Origin of the sequence: Vibrio algicola (genome assembly GCF_009601765.2) — a bacterium.
GTDB lineage: Bacteria > Pseudomonadota > Gammaproteobacteria > Enterobacterales > Vibrionaceae > Vibrio > Vibrio algicola.
This window is the reverse complement of sequence record NZ_CP045699.1, coordinates 1430532-1444578: the sequence shown is the minus strand read 5'-3', so window position 1 is coordinate 1444578 and position 14047 is coordinate 1430532. Positions and strand designations below refer to the sequence as shown.

Genomic DNA, 14047 nt, shown 5'->3' with positions numbered 1-14047 from the left:
ATTAATATCACATTTACACGGTGATATGGCATATGAGAAACCTTGCCAAGGTTGAGGTCACGCCTTAAACCTTGAAGATCGGGAGCCTCGTGTGTCGCTCCAAATAACTAAGCCCTAACAGTTATGTTAGGGCTTTTTAATTCAAACACTATGATCAAATTATCATGGTGAGTAAAAAATAATGGCGCCTTGGCAGAGTGGCTATGCAGCGGATTGCAAATCCGTGGACCTCGGTTCGACTCCGGGAGGCGCCTCCATTATTCTGTAAAATGCTTGAAAATTATTGCAAAAAAGTCCTAACAGCAATGTTAGGGCTTTTTTACGTCGGTATAAAATCGTTCGATTTTGAGACGGCTGTTTTAAGGCACGATAGCGAAGACAAGAGCGTCTTTGGGTTTTCCTTGGAATATGTATCGATTTCTTGCTATTCCTTCATCTAGCGCTCCACAGGCGAGTGCTAGTTTATGGCTGACGGTGTTCTCAGGATCGCAAATCAATTCTAAACGCGTCAGTTTTAATTGCTCAAAGCAGAACTGGATTAAAGCTTGCATGGCTTCTTTGGCATAACCACACTGTTGAAAATTATCACACACCCAATAGCCGAGACTACCAAGGTTAAACCCTACTCTTTGGTCGGTTAATGCTGCCATACCAATAAACTGGTCGGTTTCTTTATCAAAGATGCCAAAGCCATACGCGAGGTTTTTTACCCAGTTTAATCGGGTGCAGGTTAAGAATTTTTGCGCTTCATGCAAGCTGAAATCAGCATGACACCAATCAAGCCAAGGATACAAAGACGCAGAGCTTTGAATGGCAGTGGCGAAAAGGTTAGCTTGTTGAATATCAATCAATCTTAAAGTCAGGCGTGCAGTGCTAAGTGAGAAGTCTGGAGTCATGATCTGGATATTAAAACGTGTTGTCTTGGCATAAAAAAAGAGGCTCATCAGAGCCTCTTAGCGAGATTATCTTGCTTTGCTTACTTTGATTATCATACCTAAATATGGATTATCAAGGTAGTGCGTCTCACCACTGCGCATTTGGCGTTTTTGCTGCATGCGGTAGCTGTTTAAGAAATCTTTTACTTCAGTCTTAGGTTTAATCGGTTCAAGATTGCCGACCTGAACTTCTGCATCATCGTCGTTATCATCAGAAGCGGTATCGGTGACGGCATCTTGTAGCACTACTTCATGTTGGCCTGGGATCTTTAAATCTAAGTTGGTTTTAACATATAAGTAATGCTGAACGTAGACTTGCATGGTTCCATCAAGTTCGTTAACCGGACCTTTGGCAAGGGCTGGTGGCACGGTGCCGTCTGGTGACTCATCTTTAATTTGAGACAAAGAGCGTCCGTCATTAGCAAAGGTGCCAGAAAAATCTTGTCCAGCTTGAATATGGAAGATTGGTGCACGGCTAGGTCCACGGTCGGTTTGACGCCATGCAACGTGCACTAATGGTTTAAAACCGGCGTGACGATCTAATGCTTGATATTGTTTATTTAGGCGATAGTAGCCACTTGGAAGTAAAAAAGCGCCATTAGATGACATCATCTTTTTGTCACGGTAAGAAAATGAACGATCAAAGTCGATAGGCTCAATCGAACTTGGCCATGCTTCATTCACTTGTGATGGCTCAACATTGCGTTTAAAAATAATCACTTCGATATCAAATGATCGTGCAAAGGTTGGTACTGAAACAAAAACCAATAGAAGTAGGATCAGCTTTTTCATTGTTGCTCCGTTATAAAAGATACGCCTGAAAATAAGAGTATCTTTGTTAATTTAATAATTATTGTTTATTTTTGTGCTTTAGGCAGTTGGTTTTGCTTAAACTGCATTAATAAATCATTTATAAAAGCGATACGGTCACGTCTATCTGCTAATGGTACAGTAAACTTGAACTTTGTTGGGCCTTCCATACCATATTTTTTTGGTTCGGATTGCAGCAATTTGACCAAAAATAGTGGGTTAATATCCGCAGTTGGTGAAAACTCGATGTAACCGCCTTTTTCATGACCTTCAATTTTTTTCGCTTTTATCTGCGCGGCTTGCAATTTCATTTCGCCGATCACCAGTAAATTTTTCGTCGCATCGGGTAGTGTACCAAAACGGTCAATCAGTTCTACTTTCATTTCAGCCAATTCATTTTCGTTGTTCACACTGGCAATACGCTTATACATGGATAAACGCGTATTGATGTCAGGAATATAATCATCGGGCAGTAAAGCTGGTAGGCGCAATTCTACCTCAGTTTGTTGGCGTAAAAGTTCATCTAATGACAATTCTTTGCCTTGTTTTAAGGCTTCGACCGCTTGTTCGAGCATTTCCATATACAAAGAAAAACCCACCGATTGAATTTGACCACTTTGATCGTCACCCAATAATTCACCCGCGCCACGAATTTCCAGATCGTGTGTGGCCAAAGTAAAGCCTGCCCCAAGATCTTCAAGAGAAGCAATCGCATCCAAACGCTTCACCGCATCTTTGCTTAATGCTTTAGGATGAGGGGTGAGTAAATAAGCGTAGGCTTGATGATGAGAACGACCGACACGACCACGGAGTTGATGCAATTGAGCAAGGCCCAGTTTATCGGCCCGATCCATAATGATGGTGTTGGCGGTTGGGACATCGATACCGGTTTCAATGATGGTGGTACAGACTAAGAGATTAAAACGCTGATGGTAGAAATCATTCATTATGCCTTCTAGTTCACGCTCTCGCATTTGCCCATGAGCGGTAGTCACACGCGCTTCAGGGATCAATTTGGCCAGATCTTCGGCCACTTTATCTATGGTATCCACTTGATTGTGTAAGAAATACACTTGGCCACCACGCATGACTTCGCGTAGAACCGCCTCACGGATCACCGCGTCATCATTTTGACGAACAAAAGTTTTAATCGCTAAACGACGAGCTGGCGGGGTGGCGATGATGGACAGATCACGCATACCGCTCATCGCCATATTTAAGGTTCTTGGAATTGGGGTGGCGGTTAAGGTCAAAATATCGACATCGGCGCGCATTGCTTTCATTTTTTCTTTTTGACGCACCCCAAAGCGATGCTCTTCATCCACTACTAATAAACCTAAATCACCAAACTTGATATCATCTTGCAGCAGTTTATGCGTGCCGATGATAATGTCGACTTTGCCTTCAGCCAGATCCGCTAAGATCTGCTTTTGCTCTTTGGCTGATTTAAAGCGCGATAACACTTCCACACGTACTGGGAGATTGGCAAAGCGGTCACGGAAGTTTTCAAAATGCTGCTGTGCTAACAAGGTGGTCGGAACTAATACCGCCACTTGTTTGTTGTTATCCACCGCTAGGAATGTGGCGCGCATGGCAACTTCTGTTTTACCAAAACCTACATCACCACACACCAGTCGGTCCATCGCTTTAGCTTGGCACATATCCGACAAGACGGCGTTAATCGCCATATCTTGATCATCGGTTTCATCAAACGGGAAGGTGGCTTTAAAGTTGGCGTATTGTTCGCGGTCTTGAAGAAATTTAAAGCCTTTTTTGATTTCTCGTTTGGCGTAAATATCCAATAGTTCGGCGGCAACATCACGTACTTTTTCAGCGGCGCGTGTACGGGCTTTGTTCCACGCGTCACTGCCTAATTTATGCAATGGGGCGGTTTCTTCTGCGCCGCCAGAGTAACGGCTGATCAAATTAAGCGATGAAACGGGCACGTACAACTTGGCATTGTTTAAATATTCTAAGGTGACGTATTCAGTCAACATCCCGCCGGCTTCAAGGGTTTGCAGCCCAATATAACGGCCAATACCATGATCAAGATGCACCACAGGTTGGCCCGATTTTAGTTCAGCCAAATGGCGGATCACGGTATCGCTATTGACCGCTTTACGATCTTTTTTGCGGCGTTGGATCACCCGATCGCCTAATACGTCGCTTTCACAAATAAAGGCAAAGTTTGGTAGGCTAGCATCGCTGGATTGATGAATAAAACCGTGCTCAGTCGAGCCTAGTACTAAACAATAGGTGTCTTTATTGGTCAAAGCATCTTCGAGTGATTTGGCGGCTTTCGGGCGAACTTTACTGCTTTTCAGTAGCTCGTTTAACGCTTCGCGACGACCTTCCGATTCGACCGAAAAAATCACTTTTGCAGTGGCATTTTGTGATAAATCATTATTTTCAGACAAATAATGCTCTAAAAATTTACGCAGCTCTGCTAACGGCTCTTTTAACTGATGTTGCGCATGTAAATTCGGCAGGGCGCTGACATTGGCATTCACCCGTCCGGTTTTTTCTTGCAACGCTTCAATGCTCAGCGTGACTTGCGGCATGGCTTTGAAATGGCCAAATAGCTCATCTTTTTTCAGCCATAACTCATGCGGTTCAAGTAATGGACGTAATGGGTCGACTTTGCGTTGATCATAGCGATAATCGACATCGGTCAAAAAGGTATCGATCTGCGCTTCCAAATCACCGATAGTCAGCAATAAGGTGTTATCGGGCAGGTAGTCGAATAGGGAGTCAGTGTGATCAAAAAACAAAGGCTGCCAGTACTCAATACCACCCGGCCAAGTCGCTTTTGATACCTGCATATAGACAGATTCAGGTTCACGACGAGCTTCAAAACGTTGACGCCAGCGAATACGGAAATCTTCAATTGCGCTTTCTGTAGTTGGAAATTCATGCGCGGGCAGTAAACGGATCTCATTAATATCTTCAATGGTGCGCTGTGATTCGGCATCGAAGGTGCGAATGCTGTCGATCTCATCATCGAAAAAATCAATCCGGTAAGGATTATCACAACCCATTGGGAATAAATCGATGATCGAACCACGATGGGCATATTCGCCCGGAGCAAAGACCTGATCCACATGACGATAACCAGACTTTTCTAATTGCAGGCGCAGCTTTTCTAGCGAATATAAATCGCCATTTTTGACCATTAAGGTACTTTGTAGCAAATATTCTTGCGGAGATTGGCGTTGCAATAGGGTACTAATTGGGATGATCAATAAGCCTTGTTGCTGAGTTGGCAATTGATACAGTTGAGCAATACGATCGGAAATAATATCTTGGTGTGGCGAGAAATTATCGTATGGCAAGGTTTCCCAATCAGGAAATAGCGACACCGATTGTTGAGTAAATTGGCCGACTTCGTGTTGCAGTTTGATCGCCATTTGGTGATCGGGAACCGCTAATAAGGTGACGCCTGAATGCTGTTGAGTGTATTTGGCGATGGATAATGCCAGCGCGCCACCGACCAATTGGCCTAGGTGTTTTTTATCTCCCGCTTTGGTTGGCATTGGGATATTTACTAAAGCCATGGAGCCAATAGCAGAGTTTGACGAAGTCTTAGTCATAATTTTGATTGGGCTTTTTTGATTTAGGTCGAACCAGAATAAATATCTGGCTTGAATAATCATTTGATTATCGTCATGTGGCGTAACTAATCAAGTATATCCAACAAATTGAGGTTATTTTCTTGCCAAGTTTAGTTGAAGTGGCAATAGCAATAGCAATAGCAATAGCAGAAGTGGCCACTTTGTGCTTTCGCCACATTTTACCTTTCATCGTTGTCTGGTTAATCTCTCCTCAATCATTTGGTTATCGGTCAATCGAAATGCATCAAATACGCTTAATTGACAATAAAACATTCAAAATGACCAAAAAGTGACGTTTGAGTTATCGAATATTGGTAAATCCATGTCACAATCGTTATTCTTTGTTTTCTTTCTTGTTTGTAGGATCTTTTCTCATGTTTCATCCTGTCTCGGCCTTTATTGGATTACGTTATTTACGAGGTCGTTCCGGTGATAAATTCAGCCGTTTTGTGTCTTATATGTCCACCGCTGGGATTTCTATCGGCGTGTTGTCTTTAGTCACGGTCTTGTCGGTTATGAATGGCTTTGAAGGGCAGTTAAAACAAAAAATCCTTGGCGTATTACCACAAGCAGTGGTGAGTCAAGCCGATGGTAAAACCCAGTTTGATTCCCAGAAACCGCCCGCATTTTTAAGCAAAATCCCCAATGTTGAACAGATCTCGCCAGTGGTGCGCAGTGAAGCGATTATTCAAAGTGCTTCGCGTTTAAGTGCGGGATTGATGGTTGGGATTGAACCTAAGTCATCCGATCCGATCGCCGAGCGCATGATGATGGGGCAGATCTCAGAATTGCAATCGGGTACTTATCGCGTTTTTCTCGGTCATACCCTAGCCAGAACCTTAAATGTTACTTTGGGCGATAAAGTCCGCTTGATGGTCACTGAAGCCAGTCAATTTACCCCGTTAGGCCGTATACCGAGCCAACGTAACTTTACCGTGGCAGGAATTTTTAATACCGGCTCTGATGTCGATGCGATGTTGATGGTGACCAATATTGAAGATGCAGGCCGTTTGCTGCGTTATTCTCCTAATACTATTTCAGGCTGGCGTTTATTTTTTGATGACCCGTTTATTGTGTCAGATTTAGCCCAAAAACCGTTACCGACTGGTTGGCATTGGTCTGATTGGCGCGAGCAGCGCGGAGAATTATTTCAAGCGGTGAGAATGGAAAAAAATATGATGGGTTTAATGTTAGGGCTGATCATCGCAGTGGCAGCATTTAACATTATCTCAGCCTTGATCATGGTGGTGATGGAGAAGCAATCTGAAGTCGCGATCCTAAAAACACAAGGCATGACTAATCATAAAATTCTCGCCATTTTTATGGTGCAAGGGGCGAGCAGCGGTGTGATCGGCGCGTTGGTTGGTGGCGCTCTTGGTACACTATTGGCGTCACACCTCAATCAAGTGATGAACACGGTCGGTTTATCTCTCTTTGGCGGTGGCATGCTGCTGCCCGTCGTTATCGAACCGATGCAAATTGGACTGGTGATCTTTATGGCGATCATGCTGAGTTTGTTAGCCACCTTATTTCCTTCTTATCGCGCAGCGTCAGTCAAACCGGCTGAAGCGTTACGTTACGAATAAAAACCTTGTCGATACTTATCGTCATGCTGCTGAGTTTAAGTAGCTGTTAAAAAATAGAGTAGTCATTATGAAACCGTTAGTCAGTAGCCCTTTATTAAGCAGTCCTTTGTTAAGTTGCAGTAATATCTGCAAAACCTACAAAGAAGGTAGCCTTGAGACTGAAGTGCTTAAAGGTGTGAGTCTTGAAATTCATCAAGCCGATTTCTTGGCAATTGTCGGGTCATCGGGCTCGGGAAAAAGTACTTTATTGCATATCTTAGGCGCGTTAGACAACGCAAGCCAAGGCGATGTGACCTTATTAGATCAATCTTTACTCCGCCTTTCTGCCAACAAACAAGCTAAGTTACGCAATCAGCATATTGGCTTTGTGTATCAGTTCCACCATTTGCTCGCCGATTTTACCGCGCTGGAAAATGTGTCGATGCCTTTATTGATTGGTGGCATTAAACCGGTGCAAGCGAAACAGATGGCCACCGAAGTATTAGAAAAAGTCGGCTTAGCTCATCGATTAGAACATCGACCTTCAGAGTTATCGGGTGGGGAAAGACAACGTGTGGCGATAGCGCGTGCGTTAGTTAATAAACCAGATTTGGTGTTGGCGGATGAACCAACCGGTAACCTAGATCAAAATACTGCCTTGGGCATTTATGATTTGATGCGCCAGTTAAATCAAGATTTTGGCACTGCGTTTTTGGTGGTGACTCATGATAACGATCTGGCGCAAAAAATGGACAAACAATTTACCATGCAAGATGGCATTTTAGATTGGCACTCTCCAATCAATAATGCAGCAAGGAATAGTGCTGTAAGCGATCTCGTTTCGACTACGGTAGGTGAATAACCATGTTGTTATCTCTTTTTATTGGCCGAAAATTTAGCCGCGCTAAAGAGCGTAATAAGTTAGTGTCATTCATCTCATTGTCGTCAACCTTAGGCATTGCAGTTGGCGTTGCCGTGATCATCATTGGTTTATCGGCCATGAATGGCTTTGAGCGCGAATTAGAAAATCGAGTATTGTCGGTGATCCCTCAAGCTGAAATTGAAGGAGTGCGAGGTCCTATCGAGGATTGGCAGCAGGTGGTCAACATTGCCACTAAAAATAAACAAGTGAAAGCCGCCGCGCCTTATGTGCGTTTTACGGCGTTAGTTGAGCGTGGAAGTAAATTAAAAGCGGTAGAAGTGCGTGCAGTAGATGCCGATTATGAGCGCGCAGTATCTCAACTGTCTCGCTATGTTGAAGGCAATGCATGGCAAAACTTTCGCCCAGATCAAAAGCAAATCATTTTAGGCAAAGGTGTTGCCGATCAACTTAAAGTGAAAGTGGGGGATTCGGTTTCAGTGTTGATCCCGCCCACTCATGTTCAGCAAAGAGGCGGCAGTGTGGCTCAATTAAGCACGCCTAAAAGAGTTCGTCTCACCGTGGCAGGATTACTCAACCTGGGTGGACAAATTGACCATGGTTTGGTGATGGTGCCGTTACAAGATGGTCAGCAATACATGAAAATAGGTGACGGTGTCACGGGTGTGTCGTTAAAAGTTGATGATGTCTTTAACGCTGATACCATTGTGCGCCAAGTAGGTAGTCAACTGCCGGTTTACGCTTATTTAAAAAGCTGGAAAGAAAAATACGGCTTTTTGCATCACGATATTTTAATGGTGCGCAGTATTATGTATCTGGTGATGGTGTTAGTGATTGGGGTGGCGAGTTTTAATATTGTCTCAACCTTGATGATGGCTGTTAAAGATCGCGCTTCGGATATTGCGATTTTGCGCACCATGGGTGCCAGTGACGGTTTGATAAAGCGGATCTTTATTTGGTATGGCGTGTTATCTGGCGTGTTGGGCAGTATTGTTGGCAGTGTGTTTGGGGTATTGGTGGCATTGAACTTAACGCCATTGATCAAAGGCTTAGAAAGCTTACTTGGCCATCAGTTCTTATCGGGTGATATCTATTTTATCGATTTCTTACCATCACAGGTAGTGTGGTCAGATGTGATGTTGGTTTCCGGCACCGCGATAACATTAAGTTTATTAGCGACTTGGTATCCCGCTTCGCGCGCCAGTAATCTTAATCCTGCGACAGTGCTGAGTGCGAAATAGTGATAAGAATTATCTAATAACAATTCCAAGATGCAATGATCTATTAAGGCAGGATACGCAGAAAAGTATCAAAGGCCATGGACGTGCTTTATCAAGCGCCCAAGGATGGGACAGCGTATTCAAATTGATCAAATATTAAATGGAATTGGAATGACTTAGTTCCGTCTTTGTCTCAAAAAAAGAGTGCTATCAGTTTGGTTCATTAAGAACGTTAACTGGATAGCACTTTTTTTTATGTTTTCAATTTATTGTTGAGCGGCAGACTACACTGATATCGGATGTTGGATTGCGGTATACATGCGTGTGGGTACCCGAGTTAGCGTAAACGTCGCTTTTGCCAACTGCGCACCACCGAATAACGCCATAAGCCTTTAATGCCGAAGTAACCAACAAATGACAATACCGCGCCACAAACAAAACAACCTAGTAATAACGGTGGCCCAATAGTGTGGATTTGTTCAACAAAAAAGCTCCACGATAATTCAAAATGAAAACTTTGCGGCGGGGTGTGGATGATCCAAGTGCCAATTCGATAAGCAAAATAAAATAATATCGGCATAGTCAGCGGATTACTGATCCAAACTAAAGCGACCGAGAGTGGCAGATTAACCCCACACATAATAGCAGCGCCGGCAGCCATGATCATTTGGCTTGGCAAAGGGACAAAAGCAATAAACAGTCCAACCGCAAACGCACCGGCAGCGGAGCGACGATTCAAACACCATAAGTTTGGGTTATACAATACATTGCCAAATATCTTTAAGGCTTTTTGGCGTTTGATCGTTTCATGATCGGGCATGAAACGTTTAATTAATTTTTTTGGCATAAGTCAGGATGGCTCATATTAATCGCAATTGGAATTGGCTCTGTTTTATTCTCACTGTCGCAAGTGGCGCGTTGTGGCCATGGATGCCGACAGGATTCTGGCTAGTGCCTATTGTGTTTCTTTTTATCATTATCAGCCTCGTCCACTCGTTTAAGTGGGGGCGTGGCATCATTCTCGGTTGCTTGATTGTGGTACTGCAAGCAAATTACTTTAGTTTAATGACACACACACTGTTTCAAAGCGGTGAGAATATTAGCATAAAAGGTCAGATTACCGACTTTTTTAAACCACAAGAACATGGTGGCAGGCTAATTCTTCGTGTCGAGCAAATTAATCAGCAACAACTCGCGTGGTGGTCATCGCCTAAGATTAACGTATTTTTACCGCAAACTCCTACCAGTTTAATGATTAATTCGAGTCCACAGCTTGGAGAGCAGTGGCAATTTAAACTAAAGGTTAAACCTATTATAGGACGTTTAAATCAAGCGGGCTTTGATAGTGAACAGTATTACGTTGCGAATGGTTGGCATGCCAAAGCGGTTGTGGATGCGAGTCACGCCGAAAATAAGCGGCTTAAAGATAGCGGATTACTGCGTAATACGCTGCATAAACGTGTGAAATCAATGATTACAGATTTGGCGAGTCAGCCTTATTTATTAGCATTAAGTTTTGGTGATCGCTCGTTAATGTCTACGCAAGATTGGCAATGGTTAAGAGATAGCGGTTTATCCCATTTAATGGCGATCTCAGGTTTGCATATCGGGCTGGCATTTTTTATTGGCTGGTGGCTCGGCAAGCGAGTGATGAGTATCATGCTGATGTTGAGCCGCTTTGATCGTTTAGCGGCAGTTATTCCTTACCTTTTTGCAATTTGTTGCGCTGGCAGTTATGCCTATTTAGCCGGTTTTTCATTGCCAACCGAGCGAGCTTTTATTTTTGGTTTATGTTTTTTATTACGTCATTTCTTACACGCACATTGGTCGTTATGGCAAGTGCTGCTGTATTCTTTAGCCATCATTCTTATTATCCAACCTTTTGCGGTTTTACTCGCCAGTTTTTGGTTGTCTTTTAGCGCTGTGATCGTAATTTATCTCTGTTCGTGGTTTTGGCTCAAAGCTCAGAGTACTCGCTATGTATGGGCAGTCAAAATGATCAATATCGCGCTGCTCCAATGTGGTTTATTTATTGGTTTAATGGCGATCACGATATTTATTTTTGGCGGTTTTAGTTGGGTATCGCCAATGGTTAATATTGTGATCATACCTTGGGTCAGTTTATGTACTGTTCCGCTCATTTTTATGGCGCTAGTGATGAGTGCTTTAGTCGAAGTTGGCGTGCCGTTGCAGTGGGGAACATCCTTATGGCAATGGGCCGATTGGAGCCTGTCGTGGGTAATAATGGTAATGCAGTGGGTACAAGGAAGTTGGCTGCTGGTATCAGAACTCTGGGCTTACGGCGCATTAATTTTGATGATGTCTCTGCTGATGAGCCACTATTGTGGTTGGTACCGTAGCGCAGTGGTATTTATGGTGTTGTTTGTTGCCGCCTACTTTGGGACGCGGCCAGCCCCTAAATGGCAAGTGGAAATCTTAGATGTTGGACAAGGTCTGGCGATTTTGATTGGTCAGCAAGATAAATGGTTATTATATGATACCGGTAATAAATGGCAGGGCGGCAGTATGGCGCAATCGGTCATTCTTCCTATATTGCGACAACAAGGCATAAGTCAATTAGACGGTTTTATTGTCAGTCATTTTGATTCCGATCATGCGGGTGGACGCGATATTATCGAGCAACAACTTCAACCCAAATGGCAACGAAGTAGTCAACAATTAACCGGATATTTACCTTGTGTGGCAGGAGAAGTTTGGCAGTGGAAAGACCTAACTTTTAATGCGATTTGGCCGCCTCGTTTAGTGAATCGAGCCTACAATCCTCATTCTTGTGTGATCCAAATAACCGATGGTCAATATAGCGTGTTATTAACCGGAGATATCGACGCGATTGCTGAAATGATCATGGCAAGAAAACACTATCCTTGGCATTCAAAATTAAAATCAGACGTAATGATTGTGCCGCATCATGGCAGTAAAACGTCGTCAACCGCTTCTTTTGTGCAACAAGTGAATCCCGAGATCGCGATTGCCTCTTTGGCACGCAATAATCAATGGGGTTTACCCAATGCTTTAGTGAAGCAGCAATATCAAAAACTCGCGGCAAAATGGCTCGATACAGGTGAACAAGGACAGATAAGTTTGCGTTTTAATGCCAACAATTGGTCTGTTCGCTCATTAAGACAGCAGCAATATTCGCCTTGGTATAGGCAGATTGTGCGTAAGGGGTTAGAATGACAGTAATTGTCTAATAAATTATAAGCCGATATGACTAAGAAAAAAGACGCGCCATTACAAAACGATGAAACGACTTTCCAAACCTTTAAAAAATTATGGCCGATGGTCAGCATTTATAAAGCCGGTTTGATTGTGGCAAGTATTGCACTGGTGATTAATGCCGCCAGTGATACTTACATGGTGTCATTATTGAAACCGCTGCTCGATGAGGGTTTTGGTAAAGCAGATTCCAATTTCTTAAAGATCCTGCCATTTATTGTTATGGGCATGATGATTGTGCGTGGCTTGAGCGGCTTTGTGTCGACTTATTGCTTAAGTTGGGTATCGGGCAACGTGGTGATGCAAATGCGTCGCAGATTGTTTAATCATTTTATGCAAATGCCAGTCAGCTATTTCGATAAAGAATCAACCGGTTCATTATTATCGCGCATTACTTATGATTCTGAGCAAGTCGCCTCGGCCACCAGTAAAGCACTGGTCAGTATTGTGCGTGAAGGCGCCAGTATTATCGGTTTGTTGTTCTTAATGTTTTATAACAGCTGGCAGTTATCGCTAGTATTAATTGCTGTCGCGCCCGTGGTGGCGTGGGCGATTGGTATTGTTTCGAAGCGTTTTCGTAAGATCAGTAAAAACATGCAGAACATGATGGGTAACGTGACGTCATCTGCCGAGCAAATGTTAAAAGGTCATAAAGTTGTCTTAAGCTATGGCGGCCAAAGCGTTGAAAAAGAACGTTTTGATAAAGTCAGTAACAACATGCGTCAGCAATCAATGAAAATGGTGTCAGCGCAAGCCGCCGCCAACCCAATCATTCAAGTGATTGCCTCTATTGCACTCGTCGTGGTGTTATATCTTGCCAGTATTGATTCGATTAAAGATCAGCTAACTCCTGGTACTTTCTCTGTGATTTTCTCGGCCATGTTTGCCTTAATGCGTCCATTAAAATCTTTAACCAACGTAACGTCTGATTTCCAAAAAGGTATGGCAGCTTGTCAGACTTTATTTGGTCTGATGGAGATGCAAGCAGAAGTCGATAACGGTAAATTTGAAAAACCAAAAGCGGTGGGTGACATTAAAGTTAAAGATGTGACGTTCTGCTACCCAACCAAAGATACGCCGGCGCTGCGTAATGTCAGCTTTGATCTACCCGCCGGTAAAACAGTGGCATTGGTGGGGCGTTCGGGCTCGGGTAAAAGTACCATCGCCAATTTATTTACCCGTTTTTATGATGTCAATGAAGGTGAAATTTTCTTAGATAATACTGAATTGCGTGATTATACCTTGTCTAATTTGCGCACTCAGTTTGCTTTGGTTTCACAAAATGTGCATTTATTTAATGACACTATTGCTCATAACATTGCTTATGCCGCGCAAGATCAATACAGCATCGAGCAGATTAAGCATGCCGCAACCCTAGCGCATGCAACCGAATTTATCGAAGCGATGGATAACGGTTTTGATACCATGATCGGTGAAAATGGAGTTAGCCTTTCTGGTGGTCAACGTCAACGTTTAGCCATTGCGCGTGCGTTATTGCGCGACTCGCCTGTGCTTATTTTAGATGAAGCGACTTCTGCGCTGGATACAGAGTCCGAGCGTGCGATTCAAGCTGCGCTGGATGAACTGCAAAAGAATAAAACGGTATTGGTGATCGCGCACCGTTTATCGACCATTGAAAGTGCTGATGAGATCTTAGTGGTGGATGAAGGTGAAATTATTGAACGTGGTGATCATGCGCAATTGATTGAAAAAAATGGTGCTTATGCTCAATTACACCGTATTCAATTTGGTGAATAATAAACGCCGGCATGGCAATTTAGCGAATGGA

The 14047-nt window shown here is 43.4% G+C and carries 9 protein-coding genes and 1 tRNA gene; 6 read left to right on the top strand and 4 right to left on the bottom strand.

From position 1 onward, the window contains the following. Positions 1 to 183 precede the first annotated feature (183 nt). Positions 184 to 257: transfer RNA gene (locus GFB47_RS06640), tRNA-Cys, on the top strand. A 102-nt stretch (positions 258 to 359) separates the two neighbouring features. Here GFB47_RS06640 and GFB47_RS06635 read toward each other — a convergent pair. From GFB47_RS06635 to mfd, 3 genes are all read right to left on the bottom strand, one after another. After that, positions 360 to 896: a GNAT family N-acetyltransferase gene (locus GFB47_RS06635; protein WP_153448171.1), complete on the bottom strand. Its 537-nt coding sequence runs from the start codon at positions 894 to 896 to the stop codon at positions 360 to 362. Positions 897 to 962: 66 nt separating this feature from the next. Then, the gene (locus GFB47_RS06630; RefSeq protein WP_153447267.1) at positions 963 to 1727 is read right to left on the bottom strand and encodes a peptidoglycan binding protein CsiV; all 765 of its coding nucleotides are present in this window, start codon (positions 1725 to 1727) and stop codon (positions 963 to 965) included. 65 nt (positions 1728 to 1792) lie between these two features. Then, the gene (gene mfd, locus GFB47_RS06625; protein WP_178306457.1) at positions 1793 to 5299 is read right to left on the bottom strand and encodes a transcription-repair coupling factor; all 3507 of its coding nucleotides are present in this window, start codon (positions 5297 to 5299) and stop codon (positions 1793 to 1795) included. Between the two features lie 431 nt (positions 5300 to 5730). On the opposite strand from mfd, the gene lolC reads away from it, so the two are divergent. From lolC to lolE, 3 genes are all read left to right on the top strand, one after another. Then, on the top strand, positions 5731 to 6942 hold the full coding sequence (lolC, locus tag GFB47_RS06620; RefSeq protein WP_153447266.1) for a lipoprotein-releasing ABC transporter permease subunit LolC: 1212 nt from the start codon (positions 5731 to 5733) through the stop codon (positions 6940 to 6942). Between the two features lie 67 nt (positions 6943 to 7009). Further along, positions 7010 to 7783, top strand: a complete 774-nt coding sequence (gene lolD / locus GFB47_RS06615) for a lipoprotein-releasing ABC transporter ATP-binding protein LolD (protein ID WP_153447265.1) — start codon at positions 7010 to 7012, stop codon at positions 7781 to 7783. A gap of 2 nt (positions 7784 to 7785) precedes the next feature. After that, entirely contained in the window at positions 7786 to 9042 is a 1257-nt protein-coding gene (gene lolE, locus GFB47_RS06610; RefSeq protein WP_194704530.1) for a lipoprotein-releasing ABC transporter permease subunit LolE, read from the top strand. A gap of 316 nt (positions 9043 to 9358) precedes the next feature. On the opposite strand, the gene GFB47_RS06605 is transcribed toward lolE, so the two are convergent. Then, positions 9359 to 9868: a DUF2062 domain-containing protein gene (locus tag GFB47_RS06605; protein WP_153447263.1), complete on the bottom strand. Its 510-nt coding sequence runs from the start codon at positions 9866 to 9868 to the stop codon at positions 9359 to 9361. 8 nt (positions 9869 to 9876) lie between these two features. Between GFB47_RS06605 and GFB47_RS06600 the strand changes: the two genes are divergently transcribed. Continuing rightward, positions 9877 to 12219 carry a DNA internalization-related competence protein ComEC/Rec2 gene (locus tag GFB47_RS06600; RefSeq protein WP_153447262.1) on the top strand — a complete coding sequence of 781 codons (2343 nt, stop codon included), beginning with the start codon at positions 9877 to 9879 and terminating at the stop codon, positions 12217 to 12219. A 30-nt stretch (positions 12220 to 12249) separates the two neighbouring features. Beyond that, positions 12250 to 14016 carry a lipid A ABC transporter ATP-binding protein/permease MsbA gene (msbA, locus tag GFB47_RS06595; RefSeq protein ID WP_153447261.1) on the top strand — a complete coding sequence of 589 codons (1767 nt, stop codon included), beginning with the start codon at positions 12250 to 12252 and terminating at the stop codon, positions 14014 to 14016. Positions 14017 to 14047: the final 31 nt, after the last annotated feature.

What these genes read in the sequence shown, in the direction of transcription:
- GFB47_RS06630 (WP_153447267.1), bottom strand. Translation starts at nt 1,727, where the DNA reads ATGAAAAAGCTGATCCTACTTCTATTGGTTTTTGTTTCAGTACCAACC.
- lolE (WP_194704530.1), top strand. Translation starts at nt 7,786, where the DNA reads ATGTTGTTATCTCTTTTTATTGGCCGAAAATTTAGCCGCGCTAAAGAG.
- GFB47_RS06635 (WP_153448171.1), bottom strand. Translation starts at nt 896, where the DNA reads ATGACTCCAGACTTCTCACTTAGCACTGCACGCCTGACTTTAAGATTG.
- msbA (WP_153447261.1), top strand. Translation starts at nt 12,250, where the DNA reads ATGACTAAGAAAAAAGACGCGCCATTACAAAACGATGAAACGACTTTC.
- GFB47_RS06605 (WP_153447263.1), bottom strand. Translation starts at nt 9,868, where the DNA reads ATGCCAAAAAAATTAATTAAACGTTTCATGCCCGATCATGAAACGATC.
- lolC (WP_153447266.1), top strand. Translation starts at nt 5,731, where the DNA reads ATGTTTCATCCTGTCTCGGCCTTTATTGGATTACGTTATTTACGAGGT.
- mfd (WP_178306457.1), bottom strand. Translation starts at nt 5,299, where the DNA reads ATGGCTTTAGTAAATATCCCAATGCCAACCAAAGCGGGAGATAAAAAA.
- GFB47_RS06600 (WP_153447262.1), top strand. Translation starts at nt 9,877, where the DNA reads ATGGCTCATATTAATCGCAATTGGAATTGGCTCTGTTTTATTCTCACT.
- lolD (WP_153447265.1), top strand. Translation starts at nt 7,010, where the DNA reads ATGAAACCGTTAGTCAGTAGCCCTTTATTAAGCAGTCCTTTGTTAAGT.